This is a genomic window from Bradyrhizobium sp. AUGA SZCCT0431, assembly GCF_018131065.1.
GTDB lineage: Bacteria > Pseudomonadota > Alphaproteobacteria > Rhizobiales > Xanthobacteraceae > Bradyrhizobium.
This window is the reverse complement of sequence record NZ_JAFCLR010000022.1, coordinates 58,830-75,137: the sequence shown is the minus strand read 5'-3', so window position 1 is coordinate 75,137 and position 16,308 is coordinate 58,830. Positions and strand designations below refer to the sequence as shown.

The following is a 16,308-nucleotide window of genomic DNA, read 5'->3' as shown; positions in this document are numbered from 1 at the left end:
GAGCGAAGCGACGACTTGTCCGCCGTAGCTCGAAGAGCGAAGGCGGAAGCAATCCATTCTATCTTTATGCGGCGCGATGGATTGCTTCGCTGCGCTCGCAATGACGGATGAAAATCACATATGCCCGACTTCGTCAGGCACGTCGTAGAAGGTCGGATGCCGGTAGATCTTGGATTCCGCGGGCTCGAACATCATGCCCTTCTCGGAGGGATCGGATGCCGTGATCGCGTTTGACGGCACCACCCAGATCGAGAGGCCTTCGCCGCGGCGGGTGTAGATGTCGCGCGCGGCCTGCAGCGCCAGCGTGGTGTCGGCGGCGTGCAGCGAGCCGACATGCTTGTGCGCGAGCCCGTTGCGGCTGCGGATGAACACTTCCCAGAGCGGCATGTTCGGCGTGGCCATGGCGATCTCCCTATTCCGCCGCTTGCGCGTGCTGGCGCTGCTTGCGCTTCTCGGCGTAAGCCAGCGCCGCCTCGCGCACCCAGGCGCCGGCGTCATGCGCCTTGCGCCGCGCCGCCAGCCGGTCGCGGTTGCAGGGGCCGTTGCCGGCGAGCACCTGATTGAACTCTTCCCAGTCGATCGCGCTGTATTCCCAGTTGCCGTTGGCGTTCTGCTTCATGCCAGGATCGGGAATCGTCAGCCCGAGGAATTGCGCCTGCGGCACCGTGGCATCGACGAATTTCTGGCGCAGCTCGTCGTTCGAAAAGCGCTTGATCTTCCATTTGGTCGAGGTGTCCGAGTGCTGGCTTGCCTTGTCGGGCGGGCCGAACATCATCAGCACCGGCCACCACCAGCGATCGAGCGCGCTCTGCGCCATCGCCTTCTGCTCTTCGGTCCCCTTCGACAGCGTCACCATGATCTCAAAACCCTGGCGCTGGTGGAAGGATTCTTCCTTGCAGACGCGGATCATCGCGCGCGCATAGGGTCCGTAGGAACAGCGGCACAGCGGAATCTGGTTCATGATCGCAGCACCATCGACCAGCCAGCCGATTGCGCCGATGTCGGCCCAGGTCAGTGTCGGATAATTGAAGATCGAGGAATATTTTGCTTTCCCCGCCAGCATCAAATCGACCAACTCTTCGCGCGAGGTGCCGAGCGTCTCGGCCGCGGCATAGAGATAAAGCCCGTGGCCGCATTCGTCCTGCACCTTGGCGAGCAATGCGGCCTTGCGGCGCAGCGACGGCGCGCGGGTGATCCAGTTGCCTTCGGGCAGCATGCCGACGATTTCGGAATGGGCGTGCTGGGAAATCTGCCGCGTCAGCGTCTTGCGATAGGCCGCCGGCATCCAGTCGTTGGGCTCGATGCGCTCGTCGGCATCGATGCGCGCCTGGAACTGTGCGGAACGTGCGGCGTCCTCGATGTGGCTGTTATCGCCATCGGACGTATTGAGCGCCTGCGTGTACATAGCCGACCTCCCCGTTCTTTCCTCCAACATATAACATAAAAATACTAATGCAAGTTATTTTTGTAACATGTTTACGTCCCATCGAACCGGCGCGCCAGCGCCCCGCCCGGCTTCGGCAACGGCCCGTTTTCGTTGGTCGCATGGTCGTCAAGCCATTGTTCCGACGCAGGAAGCAGCCCGCGATAGATCTCGCCGCACAGCTGTCTTGCCGCCCTGCCCGGCCAGTCCCGGGGCAATAGCGGCGCCGGCAGCAACGGGTCGCGCAGCACGACGCGGCGGTAATGGTGGATCAGCAGGATCCGCGCGGTGAAGGCATCCGTGTCGGAGAGGATTTCGCCGCGGCCGAGCGAGGCGCGGAGCGGCTCGAACGTCTTCATGAATTTCAGATAGGCGTCGGCGGTGCGCTGCAGCGGCCAGCTTTCGCTGAGCAGACGCCGGCCGCTGTCGTCCTCGGCGGAGACTTCGAGACGGATCGCGCCTGCCGCCTCCTCCGGAACGGGCACGCCTGAGGGCGCGACCCAGACGCCCGGGAGCGGACTGCCGAAGCCGGCATTCTTCAGGGCATCGCGCGATGCATCGCGGTCCCCGCCATTGCCGATCAGCAGCAGCTCAAACCGCCCGGTCCAGTCGGACGGCGGCGGATCGTAGATGTGTTTGGTGGCGGTATCGAAGGTTTGCCGCCCCTTCTTGTCGAGCCGGTAAAAGCTGTTGCGGCCGACCTTATTGCGCTCGAGCCAGCCGTCGCTCGCGAGCCGCGACATCGCGGTGCGCACGACGCCGCTGTCGATGTCGATCGCGGCAAAGAATTCCAGCAGCGTACCGAGCCAGACCGAACCGCCGCGCGGCACGATGGCATCGCCGAACACGGTGATGACGATCGAGCCGGTGCGCGAGGGTTCGCGCTTGAGCTGTTCGACGATGCGGGCGAGCGGCTGCGGCATACGTCAACGCATACCGCGTTTTGCGGATTCACGAAAACGCCGGCGCGAGGCCGGCGTTCTGAATTAGCTATCGGTAACCCGATTACCGGTTCGGATTGGGATACACCATGCTGCGCCAGCCGCTGCGATCGAACGGGGCCCATTTGCCTTCCGGCTGGGCCAGACGGTCGGCGACCGCATAGACCGCAGCGGGGTGATGGCCCATGCCGCAATGGCTGCTTTCGACCTCGATGCTCTCCGACGTCGCGGTGGTCTGCTCCATGCAGCCCTGCCAGGCGCAGATGCCGTCGGTACGGCTGAAGATCGCGGTGGTTGGCACCGGCGGCGTGCCCGCCAGCGACCCGCCGAAGCGCCCGTCATCTTCGTCGGCGCGGCGGCCGCTCGCCATTTCATAGACGCGCCAGGCGTTGGTCGCCTTCGGTCCGGATGCGAACGGACTGCCAAGCGTGATCACCGAGCGCACGCGCTCCGGCATCATCTTGGCGAGCTGACGCGCATAAAGACCGCCAAGGCTCCAGCCGACGAGGCTGACCTTCCGGCCATGGGTGTCGTTCAATTCGTGGACGAGATCGACCATCGCGTGCTGCACGCCCTGGCGCAGACCGAGATTGCGGCCCTGGCGCCAGCCGCTGACGGCATAGCCGCGGCCCTTGAGGAAGCTGCGCAGCGGACGCGTCGAGGTGTCGGAAGCCACGAGACCGGGCAATACCAGCACCGGATGTCCGTCGCCTCTCGGCGCCAGACTCAGGAGCGGCAAGGCACCAAGAAAAGCGCCCAGTTCTGAAATCGCCCGCCCCTCCAGAAACATCAGGGTTCTGGACGGCGGGCGAAGCGTCTGCGTAGCAACGGACATCATATCTCCTCTCGGGCTCGGCCCCTTAAGTTGCGGCAGCCGGCCACTGGTTTCATTGGGAAGACGCAAGCCTGTTAGAATCGTTCCGCAACGCAACATTATTTCGTAAAAAGCTAAGGAACCGGAATTCTTCTTTCAACGGCCCACTTCACACTTGTGACAATTAAAAGCGCAGACGTGATGAAATAGTCACACGAGCCGCAGCAGATACTCGAGGGTGTAAAGCACCAATCCTGCAAGCCCGCCGATCAGCGAGCCGTTGAAACGGATGTATTGCAGGTCGCGGCCAATGTTGATTTCGATCAGCGCGATCAACTGCCCCATGTCCCAGGATTTGACCTGATCGGAGATGAAGGTCGAGACGCCGCTCTTCTGTTCGGCAACGACGCTGCGCAGCACGGCGACCAGACCCTGGTTGATTTCGGCGCGCATCTCGGCGTCGGCGGCCAGCGCCTCGGCTGCCGTTACGAACATGCGCACGAGATATTGCTCCAACACCTGCGTCTCGCCTGACGCGCTGCGCTCGAAGAAGGAGCGCGCATTCTCCCAGATATGGCGCGCGAGGCTGTTCAGTTCGGGGCGCGCCAAGAGATCGCGCTTCAGCCCTTGGATGCGCTCGGCATAGACCGGATCGCTGCCGAGCCGGTCGACGAAGGTCAGCACCATGCGGTCGAACTCGTCGCGGAACGGATGCTTGGGATCGTTGCGGACTTCCTCGAAGAACGCGCTGGCGGACGCCACGATCTTGTTCACCAGGAACCTGTCGGCGCGATAGAGTTTTAGCAGTGTCGGCAATTCGTCGCGGATCTTCTCGCGGATCATCGCCATGGTCTCGGCCTGTGTCAGCGATTGATGCACCGCGCGCATGATGTCGTCGAGCAGGCCCTGGTGCCGGCCTTCCTTCACGAAGGTGCGCAGCGTGCCAGCCGCGAGCGGCGCAAGATCAATCGACATCAATTGCGAGGTGATGCGGCGGCTGACAAAGGTCATCAGGCCGGAGTTCTCGGTCGCGGCGACAGCTTCCGGCAGCAGCCGCAGTGCGAAGCGCGCCAGATCCTCGCTGCGCTTGCGGTCGCGCAGCCAGTCGGCGATGAACGAGCCGAAATCGATCTGCCGCAATTTTGCTTCGACCGGGGCCGCTTCCAGAAAATGCTGCTCGATGAATTCGCCGAGCTTGTCGGCGATGCGGTGCTGGTTGCTCTGGATGATCGCGGTGTGCGGGATCGGCAGACCCAAAGGCCTGCGAAACAAGGCAACCACCGCATACCAGTCGGCCAGCCCGCCGATCGTGGCGGCTTCCGCAAAGGCTGCGACGAAGCCGAACGCCGGGTGGATCGGCAGCAGCGCCCTCGCCGCAATGAAGATCGCAAACGTCGCCGCCAGCACCAGCGTCGCCAACAGTTTGACGCGCCGCAGTTCGGCAGAGCGCTGCGCGTCGGCAGGCGTGTCTACGACGAATGTGCGGGGGACGGTCATGGCGGCTTTCGGAAGACTCCTCGGGATCGAGGATAGCAGCTTCCGTCATTGCGAGCGCAGCGAAGCAATCCACGCCTGCGCAAAACGAGGAATGGATTGCTTCGTCGCTTCGCTCCTCGCAATGACGGAGGAGAGACCATTGATTTATGGAGGCTTCAGACAAAAAGAAGGCCCGCCTAAGCGGGCCTTCCAAAAGGGCAGTTGGCAGATCGCGATCAGGCAGTCTTGCTGTAGACCTTGGAGAAATTGTCCTGAGCGGTCTTGGCGCTGTCGGCGACGAGCTTGCCGAGATATTCGGTGGTGGCCTTCGCCCGCGAGACGAACACTTCGCCACGCGCACGGACCATGTCCGACTGGATCTGGGCGGCTTCGCTAAGCGACTTGGCCGAAGCGAGCTTGTCGATGCCGGCGAAGAACGCTTCCGCGTCCTGATAAAACGCCTGCTGGATGTTGCGGCTGATCTTGGCAGCCTCGGAAACCGAACCGGCAACGGCGGTCTCGATGGCAGCGGTCACCTTCTCGGAACCGGCATGCATGTCGGCGGCGCGAACCTTCGCGGTCTCGGCCTGCTTCTTCACGAACTCACGGGCAGCTTCCGGAACTTCCAGGTTCTGGAGCTTGGTGAACGCCTCGGTGACGGGCGCGAAGGCTTCCTTGACGGTGTTCAGCACGGAATTGGTTTCGGTGGTCATGGGGGTCTCTCCATCCTCAGGTTTGAGCTATGGGCTCACCCCGTCCGGAGTGGCCCGGGGCGAGATCGTTGTGCCATAGTTAATGGTGCGACGCAACATCTATGTTGCATCGCGACATCACGAATGCGTGATCCGCCTCGATGATGGGCGACTTGCCTATGGAACCGGCAAAAGTTCCACTTTCGTCTAATGCCAGACGGGTAGCCGAGTGCCCACCCTTACTTTGCATGGGGTTGTTTTCGGGATTTTGAGTCCGGCTGGACGGCGGGCTTAGTGCCAGACGGCTGGCTCAGTGCTGGACGGCGCCTGGAAGCCCGTAGGCCTCCAGCTGGGCCCGCACCTGCGCCACATTGTGTCCGAGCACGACAATGTCGTGCTTCTTGCCGCCGACGTCCCGGACATGGTCGCGCAGCAGGGCCTCGGCCTTGAAACCGAGGCTCTCGAACAGCGCGATCGCCGCCTGCTGGTCGACCGTCATCTGCACCGAGAGCTTTTCCAGCCCGGCGCCCAGCGCCAGCGCGAAGGTCTCTTGCGACAACGCCCGGCCGACGCCCTGCCCGCGCACGTCCTGCGACACCACCATCCGGATCTCGCCGACATGCGGCGACCAGGAGTGCGGGTCGCGCACCAGCGTGCCGCAACCGACTACCGCGTCGCCCTTCAACGCCAGCAGGCTCGTGATCTGTCCGCGCTCGATCTCGTTGATCCAGGCCGACAGCACCTTGGGCTGGCTGATGTTGCGTGGCAGAAAAAGCAGATCATGGGTCGGCAGTTTTTGCGCGAAGGCAAGCACCGCGGCCTCGTCGGCGCGGGACATCAGGCGGAATTCGATCTCGCCGGCGTCGGTCTTGGCGTGGCGCGGATAGGAACGTGTTTCACTCATGTTGATCTCTTACCTAACCAGTTGTCCAGTTTCGGCCATAGCCGCTTGATCGCATTGGCGCCGGCGACGACGCTGACATGGCCGCCCTTCAGGACCACCTCTTCCTTGTCGGACGAGCCGACCTTGGCGATCAGGTGCTTGGCCGCGTCATAGGGCACGATGTGATCGTGTTCGGCGACCGCATGCAGGATCGGCACCTTGATGTTGGCAATATTCGCCGCCCGGCCGCCAACCGACATGGTGTCGTTATAGAGCTTGTTGTCCCACATCAGGTCCTTGGTAATGGTGCGAAAATACTCGCCCGCCAGCGGCAAGGTGTCGGTGCCCCAGCGATCCATCATCCGGTAGGCCTTGACGTATTCGTCGTTCCAGATGTTCTCCCACAAATTCACCTGGCTGGCCGCGCGCGACGCCGGCCGCAGCATTTCGAAAGAAGACAGGATCATTTCCGGCGGCACATTGCCGACGCTGTCGACGAGGCGGTCGACGTCGAAATAGCGCCGGTCCGAGAAATTCGAGAACAGCTTCATCTCGCGAAAATCGATCGGCGTCGTGAAGCAGATCAGATTCTTCATCGGTCCGTCGTTGAAGATCGAGCCGTACAGCAGCGACAGCACGCCGCCGAAGCAATAGCCGATCACGGTGACGTCTTTTTCGCCGGAATCCTGCTGCACGCGGCGGACGCAATCCGGGATGAAGTCGAGGACGTAATCCTCCATCCGCAGCGATTTTTCCTCCGGCTTCGGCGCGGTCCAGTCCATCATGTAGACGTCGTAGCCGCGCTTGAGCAGAAACTCGATAAAACTCTGGCCCGGCACCATGTCGAGGATGTAGCCGCGGTTGGTGGTCGCCATCACGATCAGGATCGGCACGCGGTAGATTTCGTCCGCGATCGGGCGGTAGTGATAGAGGTTCAGCGTGCCGCGGCTGAGCAACACGTCCTTCGGCGTCGAACCCAGCGCGGGGCCCGACGAGGAGATGTATTCGACGCCCTTGATGCTGCGCTGAATCGCGCGCTGCACCTCGGACTGGATCCGCTCGGGAATCGATGCCAGATCGAGGGCTGCTGCGGGCGCGTTCATTTTTGCTCTCCCTCCGACGGGGGACGCTTGGTGCGCGGCGGCCGCGCCGCGCCATAGCCGCCTTCAGGCGCCAGCGAATTGTGATGGATCTGGTGCAGCATCGCCTTGATCTCGTTGAGCTGGCCTTCGATTCCCTGGATGCGTTCGGCCATGCCGACCATTTGCGCCCGGCTCGGCAGGTTCATGCTGACAAGATATTTCTCCATCAGCTCGCCGAGCTGCTTCTGCGCGCCCGCCGTGGCGCCGCCGACCTGATTCATCACCTTGGAGAATTCGGGCGAAGCCATCGCCTGGTTGGCAAAGGAGTTGAACCCCTTCTCCATCTCACCGATCATCGTCTGCCAGATCACGGCAGGATCATTGCCCTTGTCGGCCATAGGCGCCCTCCCTTGGTTACGAGCGCTTTGCCACGCCTCGGATATTATTCCGCCATACCACACCGTTGCGGCGTGCCGGTCAACCGGGCGACATAGCGTTTTCAAGCGGGTAGCGGTTCGCGTCTGGAAAACGCGTCAAAACAAGGGACTGGTTAACAGTGAGCTGCAAAGCCTTCTGCGATGCGGTAAACCGTGCCATACAAGACCCCATCAAGGTACCATCGCAGGACTGATCCAAAGGACCGCCAACGTGACGCTTGCCCATCAGCCGCCGCAGATCGCCCACGCGAATGGCATCGACATTTGCTACGAAAGCTTCGGCGATCCCGGCGCGGAACCGTTGCTGCTGATCATGGGTCTCGGCGCCCAGATGATCCATTGGGACGATGATTTCTGCCGCCAGCTTGCCGCGCGCGGTTTTCGCGTCATTCGTTTCGACAACCGCGACATCGGCAAATCCTCCCGCATGACCGGCGGCAAGCGTCTGACCGCGCTCGAACTGCTCAAGCTGAAATTCCTGAAGATCCCGGTCGCTGCGCCCTACAAACTGATCGACATGGCCAAGGATACGGTCGGCCTGATGGACGTGCTCGGCATCAAGTCGGCGCATCTGGTCGGCGCATCGATGGGCGGCATGATCGCGCAGGAAGTCGCGATCTCGTTTCCGGCGCGGGTGCGCTCGCTCACCTCGATCATGTCGACGACGGGCAGTCCCAAGGTGCCGGGGCCGACACGGGAAGCGGCCGCCATGCTGATGGCGCCGCCGCCCGCGACCAAGGAAGAATATTTCGAGCGGTTTGCGAAAACCTGGAAAATCCTGCGCGTCGGCTCATTCCCGGAAGACGAAGCGCTCGACCGCTCGCGCGCCGAACGCACCTTTGAACGCGGCCTCAACCCGGCCGGCGTCGGCCGCCAGCTGCGCGCGGTGCTCGCCTCCGGCAGCCGCAAGGAACGGCTCAGTGCCGTGAAGGCGCCGACGCTGGTCATCCACGGCACCGTCGATCCGCTGGTGCGGATTGAAGGCGGCAAGGACACAGCGGCCTCCATTCCCGGCGCAAAGCTTGTGATGATCGACGGGATGGGCCACGCGCTGCCGATCCCGATGTGGCCGCAAATCATCGACGCCATCGACAAGCACGCCCATGGTGCGGCGGCGAAGGCGGCTTGATCAGGTTACCTCGAGGTGACTTCGTGAGCGTCAGGTGCCCTCTTCCGACCGGCGCGGTCGAGCACTATAGACGGCACACCGATATCGACGGATGGAGCCCGAACATGGATTTTGTATTCCGGCCACGCATCGCCCTGGCCGCGGTCGTCCTGTTAGCCCTCGCCTCTCCGAGCGCCTACGCCGCCTCCGCGGCGCAGCAGGAAGCCAACAGAAAAGCGGTGCTCGAGTTCTATGAGAAGGGGCTAAACCAAAAAGATGCCGACGGCGCGATCGCCTATATGGGCGACCGCTATGTCCAGCACAATCCGAATGCCGCGGATGGTCCCGAGGGCTTCCGCAAGTTCATTGGATTCCTGCGCGAAAAATTCCCGAACTCCCGCAGCGAGATCAAGCGTTCGTTCGTGGACGGCGATTACGTCATCCTGCATGTCCACGCCGTTCGCGAGCCCGGCACGAGGGGGAGCGCGATCATCGACGTCTTCAAGCTCGAGAACGGCAAGATCGTCGAGCATTGGGACGTCGTCCAGCCGATCCCCGAGAATCCGGCGAACAGCAACACGATGTTCTGAGGCATCGTCCGGGCTTCAAAGACACGCGGAGCAGCGTGACGCACTACGCGCGTGTTGCGATCCAGATGACATGGCGCGCGCCGCCGCCTCTGCCGGTGGCGCGCACGGCAACCTCGTTCACATCGAAACCGGCGGCGCGCAGCCGTTTTGAGAACGGTGCATTGGGACCTGACGACCAGACAGCCAGGACGCCGCCGGGACGAAGCGCGGTATGTGCCGCGCCCAATCCGGCTGAACTGTAGAGCCCATCATTGGCCTTCCGCGTCAGGCCTTCGGGGCCGTTGTCGACGTCGAGCAGAATGGCATCGAATTTCGATCGCGAAGACCGGATGATTTCGGTGACGTCCACTTCCTGAATACTGACGCGCGTATCGTTCAGGCTGCCGCCAACAATCTCGGCCATCGGGCCTCGCCCCCAGGCAACGACGGCCGGCACCAGTTCAGCCACCACGATCCGCGCACCCGCGCCAAGCACCGCAAGCGCAGCCCGCAGCGTAAAGCCCATGCCCAATCCGCCGATCAGCAGATGCGGCTTCTTATTCGCTTCCAGCTTCTTGACCGCGAGGGTGGCGAGCGCGGCTTCCGAGCCCGAGAGCCGGCTGTTCATCAGCTCATTGGTGCCGAGCATGATGGAGAACTCGGCGCCACGCCGCATCAAGCGCAGTTCCGCGTCGGTGCCGGGAACACGCGCGGTATCGATTTTTTCCCAGGGAATCATGTGGGGGTTCTAGCATGATCGGCTTTTCGTCGTCCCGGCGAAGGCCGGGACCCATAACCACAAGTGCTTGCGGTTACGAAGACTCGTCGAACAGCTTTTTCAAACCGATAGATCACGCGGTATGGGTCCCGGCGTTCGCCGGGACGACGGATGAAAAACTATCCCCCCGCCCACACATCCAGCACGTAGCGGTTCCTGGCGCCGAGATCGTCGATCCAGCGGAGGCCTGATGCTTCGTCCGCGCCGGTGCGTTCGCGATAGATCGACACCAGCGCTGCCTTGACGTCCGGCTCCATCTTGCCGCCGTCGCCGCAGACATAGACGATCGCGCCCTTCTCGATCAGGTTCCACACCTGATCCTTTTGCGCCGCGACCAGATGCTGCACATAAGTCTTTGGCCCGTCGGCGCGCGAGAACGCGGTGTGCAGTTCGGTGATGCCGTTGGCGGCGAACGCCTTCAGTTCTTCGGCGTAGAGAAAGTCCTGCTCGGGATGGCGGCAGCCGAAGAACAGAATCGCTTGCCCTAAGCTCGCGCCCTTGGCCTTGCGGTCGGCGCGCTCCTGCAGGAAGCCGCGGAACGGCGCCAGCCCCGTGCCGGGGCCGATCATGATGATCGGCACCGACGCATCGTCCGGCAGGCGGAAGCCGGCCTTGGTCTCGCGCACCGTGGCGTGGATGGTGTCGCCGGCGCGGCGGCCGGCAAGATAGTTCGAGCAGACGCCCTTGTAGACGCCGCGGCCGGAGCTTGCGGGCGCTTCGACCACGCCGACGGTGACGCTGCAGCGCGAGGCGTCGCCCGCCGGTGACGACGAGATCGAATAATAGCGCGGCGCCAGCAGCGACAGCATTTCGAGATAGGCGTGGAACGGCAGTTCACAGGCCGGATATTCCTCCAGCAGGTCGAACACCGATTTGCGCTTTCCGAGAACATCGCTCCGATAAAGCTCGGTCGACGCGGCGTCATCGCCGACATAGGCCAGCAGCTTCGGCTTGGTCATCGGACAGCGCGTCTGTTCCGACATGATCTGGATCTGCTTGCGGGTCGCGATCTGCTGCAACTCGACGAATTCGGTGAGCAGCCGCCCGACCGACACGGCGTCGCCGGTCGGCAGCTGCGCGCGGCGGCCTTCGGCGACCGCGAGCCTGATCTGGTCGGCGGGCAGGAAGCCGAACCGGCGCGCGACGGAATCGACCAGCGCCGGATCATTGCGCGGCACCACGCTGAGGTGATCGCCGACGCGATAGGAAACGCCCGGCGGCAGTTGCACTTCGATATGCCGCGTCGAGCGGTCGGACGGATTGGCGCCGGCCTTGTGCTGCAGCTCGGAGTTAAGCTGCACCTTCATCGGCGAAACGCCGCCCTGCGCCACGATCACGTTGACGGCGGTCGGCGCCACCGGCTCGATCGTGTAGAGCGGCGCATCGTCGGCGCTGCGGGTGAAGGTCGACGCGAGACCGAACTCCTTGGTTGCCGCGGCGGCGGCGGCGGCAAACCATTTTTCGAACTGGCCGTCGAGATCGCTGCGGGCATCGCCCTCGCCGCGCCCATGGACGCTGCGCGCGCCATGCGCGGCCATTTGTTCGTCGATCATGCGCGGCACCGACTGATAGGTCGCCGCCCAGTCGCTGTTGCCGCAGCCGAACACCGCGTAGCGGACTTTGGCCAGCGCATCCTTGGGCAAGCCGCTGTCCAGCCATTTGACGAATTGCGTGGCGTTGTCGGGGGCGGCGCCATTATAGGAGGCGCAGAAGATCAGGACGCCGCCCTGCTCCGGCAGCTTGCCGACGTAGTCATCGAGCGCGCCGAGTTTGGTCGCAAATCCGTTGACCTCGGCAAGGTCGGCAACGCGGGTGGCGAGTTCTTCGGCGGTGCCGAGGTTGGAGCCGTAGAGCACCAGCAGCGGCGTGTTGTGACCGGGACGGTTGCGGGCCGGTGCCGCGGCTGTGTTCGAGGCCGCCACCGCGGCAGCCGCGCGACCGGCGAACGCGCCGCGCTCCTTGTCGGCGCGCGGGCGCACCTTGATCTTGAAGCCGTCCGGCTTGATCGTCAGCGTCTCTTTCAAATGCATCTGGTAGCGATTGACGTCGATCAGCTTGAAGCGCTGCAGGATCATGCCAATCGCCAGCGCCGCCTCGTGCATCGCAAATCCACGCCCGATACAGGCGCGCTGGCCGTTGCCGAACGGTTTCCAGGCGTTGACCGGGCGCTTGGCCTCGGCCTCGCGGCTGAAATTCTCCGGGTCGAACGCGTCAGGATTCGGGCCCCACACGCTGGGATCGCGGTGCAGCGCCATCACCAGAACGGTGACGAAAGTGTTCTTCTTCAGCTTGTATTTGCCGCCGATGGTCTCGTCCTGGAGCGGGGCGATGCCATAGGCCGGCGCCGGCGGCCACAGCCGCAGCGCCTCCTTCAGAATCTGCGTGATGTAGGTCAGCTGCGTGACCTGCTGATAGGTCGGCCGCGCGTCGATATCGGGACCGAGCACGCGGTCGACTTCCTCATAGGCCTTCTTCAGCACATCGGGATGCTTGAGCAACGCATAGAGCGTGCAGGACAAGAGGCCGCTGGTGGTCTCATGGCCCGCGATCAGGAAGGTGTTGATCTGGTAGCGGATGTTGACGTCGTCGAGCTGCTCGCCGGTGGCACGGTCGACGCCGGTCATCATGGCGCCGAGCATGTCCTTCTTGCCCTCGGCGGCTTCCGCGTTGCCGCGGCGCTCGGCGATGATCTCGTCGACCATCTTGTTCATGAAGGCGACGTCCAGCGCCAAATCCTTGCGGCGCTTCTGCAGCCACAGGCCCTCGAGCGGGATGCCGCGGGTCATCATGATGGTCTCGAGCGAGCGCACCAGCGATTCCACGAACGGATGATAGTCGCGCCGATAGAACGAATTGAAACGGTAGTCGAAGCCGCAGAGGCCGATGGTGTCGAGCGTCAGCGCGGTCATGTCATGGACGACGTCGATTTCCTCGTCGCCGTTCAGCCGCTCCCATTTCTTGACCAGCTGTTCGGCGATATCGACCATGCTGGGGTGATAGGACGTCATCGCGCGGTTGCCGAACGGCTGCAGCAGGATGTTGTGCGCCTTGCTCCAGTTCGGCTCTGACGTATCGGCGGTGAAAAGACCGTCGCCGCCGACCGCGCGCACCCGGCGTAGCGAGCCGCGCACCGCCTTGTCGAAGCGCTTCTCATCGGACAGTTCGTCGATCAGATCGTGGCCCGACACGATCACCAGCGGCGCACCCATCATGTCGAGCCAGAAGATCGGCCCGAGCTCCTTGGTCAGCCGCACCAGATGCTGAACGGGCGCGTTCGGATCCAGCGACAGCATGTTGCCGACAACGGGCTTTTTCGGCGGATGCGGGATCGGACTGAGTTTGTTCGGTGACGCCATTGTCGAATTGTCTCCTGCCTTGGTCCGATTCTTTGTATCAGCCCGTCATTGTATCAACCCGTCATTGCGAGCGAAGCGAAGCAATCCATCTCGCCTTGAAAAGAAAGAATGGATTGCTTCGTCGCTTCGCTCCTCGCAATGACGATGAGGTGACTTCTGCTTTAGCCAAACCGCTTCCTGCGCCATTCGATCAGTTTGGCGCTGACCTCGTCCGGCTTTTCCTGTTGCGTCCAATGGCCGCTGTCGCGCACCAGATATTTTTCGAGATCGGGAACGAGCTTTTCCATGCCATCAGCCGACGACGGCGGCAGCACATGGTCGTTCTCGGCCATGATCATCAGCGCCGGTACGTTCACCGTGTGATCGATCCCGGCCGAACGCTGCCAGTTGCGCGACATGTTGCGGTACCAGTTGATGCCGCCGGTGAAACCTGACTTCGTGAATGTATCGACGAATACCTTCTTCTCTTCCGGCGACAGGATTGGTGTCCGCGGATCATGCTTGGCGTCGTAACCCGCAATCATCTGCGGAAACGCCAAATTGAGTCGCGGTGAAGCACCGACGCCGGCAACCACCTGCTCGGCGGGTGTGTCGGCGGGCCGCGGCACCGGCTTGCGCATGAAGGCGTCAAATGTCTGCTCGACCCGGCTGCCGAAGATCCTGTCGGGCTCGCGGGCCGGATCCTGGAACTGCACGATGTACATGCTGTCGCCGAACCTTTTGCGGAACAGCTCGATCGGATCGGCCGGCGGGCGATCGTGATGCGGCGTGTTGATGCCTACCACGCCGGCAACGCGGTCAATGTGGCGGAGCGGCATCTGCCAGATGATGAAGCCGCCCCAGTCGTGGCCGACGAAGATCGCCTTGTCGATCTTCAGATGGTCCATCAGGCCGACGAGATCGCCGGTCAGGTGCTCGATGTCGTAGGCCTCGACCGGCTCGGGCCGGTCAGTCGAACCATAGCCGCGCTGATCCGGCGCGATCACCCGGATCCCGGCCTCGCTCAGCGCCTTGATCTGGTGACGCCAGGAGAACGCGATCTCCGGCCAGCCGTGGCACAGGATGACTGGCGGCTTGTCGGTCTTCGGCCCGGCCTCGTAGTAACCCATGCGAATGCCGTTCGTCTCGGCGAACTGCAGCGGCGGCATTTCAATCATCGCAAAACCCTATTCAGCCGCGCTGGTCATGTTCGGCGGCGGCGCATAGGCCGCCTCCAGCGCTTCAAATTCCAGCGGAAGCATGTCGCACAGGACCTGGACATGCGGAATGATGTTGGCGCCGGCGATGAAGCCGAAATCGAGCTGGTCGCGATAGCTCTGCACGGTGATGTTGAGCGCGAGCCCGTGGGTCGAGATCGACACCGGGAAGATGTGCAGCAACTCCGCACCGGCCGCATAGAGCGTCTGCCGCGGCCCCGGCACGTTCGACACGGTGATGTTGGCCGCCGGCGGCAGCACGTTCGAGAGGTCGGAACGGCTGTAGAGCAGCGCCAGGATCTGCACCACGATCGGCGCGCCCAGCATCGAGATGTTGGACACCTGCGGCATCAAGGCCCGCAGCGGATGCGACATTTCCTTGGACTTGGTGGATTGCGCGATGATCGCCTCCAGCCGTCCCTTGGGATCCTCGAGGTTGGTGGCGATCGAGCAGATCATGCCGAACACCTGGTTGTTGGCCTCGGTGTTGCCTTCCTCGCGCAGCGAAATCGGCACCGCCGCGGTCAGCGACTTGGTCGGCAGCGCGCCCTGCTGCAGCAGATAGCGCCGCACCACGCCGGAAGAGAGCGCCAGCACGACGTCGTTGAGCTTGCCGCCGGAGGCTTTCGCCACCGCCTTGGCCCGCGACAGCGAGATCGAGGTGCCGGCAAAGCTGCGCTCCGACGAGATCGCCTTGTTCAGGATGGTCGGCGGCGAAACCATGCTGGCGATGCTGTCGCGCGACTTCGGATCGGAGATCTTGCCGACCACCTCGGAAACGCTCTTGAGCATCGTCGGCACGCTGGCGGCGAATTTCACCGCGCTCTCGATCTGGAACATGGCGTTGTCGAACAGGATCGATCCGAGATCGCTCTTGCCCGAGCGCGGCAATTCCAGGCTCTTCGGCGCCGACGACGAATCGAACGGCTGCCGCCAGAGCTGCTGATAGGAATCGATCAGATTGGCGGCGATGTCGCGCGGCTCCTGCGCGACCTTGCGCGCCGTCGGCGGCTCGACCTGGCGCGGCACCGGGGTCAGATCGTAGATCATGTTGGTCAGCGCCGCACCGGCGCCGCCGTCGATGCAGGCGTGGTGCATCTTGGAATAAAGCCCGATCTCGTTGTCCTTCATGCCCTCGAAGACATAGAACTCCCAGAGCGGACGGGCGCGGTTGAGCAGCTTGGCATGCATCCAGCCGACGATGCGCTCCAGCGTCGCGCGGTCATACGGAGCCGGCAGGCTGCCGCGGAAAATGTGGCGGTCGATGTCGAACTGGTCGTCCTCGACCCAGGACGGATGATCGATGTCGAGCGGCGCCTTTTCCAGGCGCGCTTTCAGGATCGGCGCAAGATGCAGCCGTGAGCCGATCATCGCCTTGAAATCTTCGAAGAAGTTGCCGTTGTAATTCTCGGGCAGGCGGAAGATCGCCATGCTTCCGACATGCATCGGCATCTCAGCCGTTTCCAGATACAGAAACGACGCGTCCATCGAGGACAGTTTCTTGGCGTCAGTCATGTTTTCCTCCCGCAGATCACGCGACGCCTTGTTGGCGC

General features: G+C 63.0%; 15 protein-coding genes. 2 read left to right on the top strand and 13 right to left on the bottom strand.

Features of this window, described 5'->3' with window-relative positions; genetic code table 11:
* Positions 1-114: 114 nt before the first annotated feature.
* The 9 genes from paaB to JQ567_RS21920 all read right to left on the bottom strand — a co-directional run bounded on the left by paaB (position 115) and on the right by JQ567_RS21920 (position 7,709).
* Positions 115-402 carry a 1,2-phenylacetyl-CoA epoxidase subunit PaaB gene (gene paaB / locus JQ567_RS21960; protein ID WP_192737264.1) on the bottom strand — a complete coding sequence of 96 codons (288 nt, stop codon included), beginning with the start codon at positions 400-402 and terminating at the stop codon, positions 115-117.
* Positions 403-412: 10 nt separating this feature from the next.
* Positions 413-1,405 (bottom strand): 1,2-phenylacetyl-CoA epoxidase subunit PaaA, encoded by a 993-nt coding sequence (gene paaA / locus JQ567_RS21955; RefSeq protein ID WP_212440725.1) that lies wholly within the window; start codon positions 1,403-1,405, stop codon positions 413-415.
* 71 nt (positions 1,406-1,476) lie between these two features.
* Positions 1,477-2,346, bottom strand: coding sequence for a phenylacetic acid degradation operon negative regulatory protein PaaX (paaX, locus tag JQ567_RS21950; RefSeq protein ID WP_212440724.1), 870 nt, complete (start codon positions 2,344-2,346; stop codon positions 1,477-1,479).
* Positions 2,347-2,428: 82 nt separating this feature from the next.
* Entirely contained in the window at positions 2,429-3,199 is a 771-nt protein-coding gene (locus JQ567_RS21945; protein WP_212440723.1) for a triacylglycerol lipase, read from the bottom strand.
* Positions 3,200-3,388: 189 nt separating this feature from the next.
* Entirely contained in the window at positions 3,389-4,675 is a 1,287-nt protein-coding gene (locus JQ567_RS21940) for a DUF445 domain-containing protein (RefSeq protein ID WP_212440722.1), read from the bottom strand.
* Between the two features lie 215 nt (positions 4,676-4,890).
* A complete protein-coding gene (locus tag JQ567_RS21935; protein ID WP_212032347.1) occupies positions 4,891-5,367 on the bottom strand; it encodes a phasin in 477 nt (158 codons plus the stop codon).
* 289 nt (positions 5,368-5,656) lie between these two features.
* Entirely contained in the window at positions 5,657-6,250 is a 594-nt protein-coding gene (locus JQ567_RS21930; protein ID WP_212440721.1) for a GNAT family N-acetyltransferase, read from the bottom strand.
* A complete protein-coding gene (locus tag JQ567_RS21925) occupies positions 6,247-7,332 on the bottom strand; it encodes an alpha/beta fold hydrolase (protein ID WP_212440720.1) in 1,086 nt (361 codons plus the stop codon). Before JQ567_RS21925 ends, JQ567_RS21930 begins: the two co-directional genes overlap by 4 nt.
* Positions 7,329-7,709 (bottom strand): poly(R)-hydroxyalkanoic acid synthase subunit PhaE, encoded by a 381-nt coding sequence (locus tag JQ567_RS21920; RefSeq protein ID WP_192737256.1) that lies wholly within the window; start codon positions 7,707-7,709, stop codon positions 7,329-7,331. Before JQ567_RS21920 ends, JQ567_RS21925 begins: the two co-directional genes overlap by 4 nt.
* Before the next feature lie 250 nt (positions 7,710-7,959).
* Between JQ567_RS21920 and JQ567_RS21915 the strand changes: the two genes are divergently transcribed.
* Both JQ567_RS21915 and JQ567_RS21910 read left to right on the top strand, forming a co-directional pair.
* Entirely contained in the window at positions 7,960-8,877 is a 918-nt protein-coding gene (locus tag JQ567_RS21915) for an alpha/beta fold hydrolase (protein WP_212440719.1), read from the top strand.
* 104 nt (positions 8,878-8,981) lie between these two features.
* Positions 8,982-9,446, top strand: a complete 465-nt coding sequence (locus JQ567_RS21910) for a nuclear transport factor 2 family protein (protein ID WP_212440718.1) — start codon at positions 8,982-8,984, stop codon at positions 9,444-9,446.
* A 43-nt stretch (positions 9,447-9,489) separates the two neighbouring features.
* Here the strand turns inward: JQ567_RS21910 and JQ567_RS21905 are convergent, their stop codons facing one another.
* From JQ567_RS21905 to JQ567_RS21890, 4 genes are all read right to left on the bottom strand, one after another.
* Complete coding sequence (locus JQ567_RS21905) at positions 9,490-10,164, bottom strand: spermidine synthase (protein ID WP_212440717.1); 675 nt, start codon at positions 10,162-10,164, stop codon at positions 9,490-9,492.
* A 158-nt stretch (positions 10,165-10,322) separates the two neighbouring features.
* Complete coding sequence (locus tag JQ567_RS21900; RefSeq protein ID WP_212440716.1) at positions 10,323-13,559, bottom strand: bifunctional cytochrome P450/NADPH--P450 reductase; 3,237 nt, start codon at positions 13,557-13,559, stop codon at positions 10,323-10,325.
* A 161-nt stretch (positions 13,560-13,720) separates the two neighbouring features.
* Positions 13,721-14,716: an alpha/beta fold hydrolase gene (locus JQ567_RS21895; protein ID WP_212440715.1), complete on the bottom strand. Its 996-nt coding sequence runs from the start codon at positions 14,714-14,716 to the stop codon at positions 13,721-13,723.
* A 9-nt stretch (positions 14,717-14,725) separates the two neighbouring features.
* The gene (locus JQ567_RS21890) at positions 14,726-16,270 is read right to left on the bottom strand and encodes a wax ester/triacylglycerol synthase family O-acyltransferase (RefSeq protein ID WP_212440714.1); all 1,545 of its coding nucleotides are present in this window, start codon (positions 16,268-16,270) and stop codon (positions 14,726-14,728) included.
* Positions 16,271-16,308: the final 38 nt, after the last annotated feature.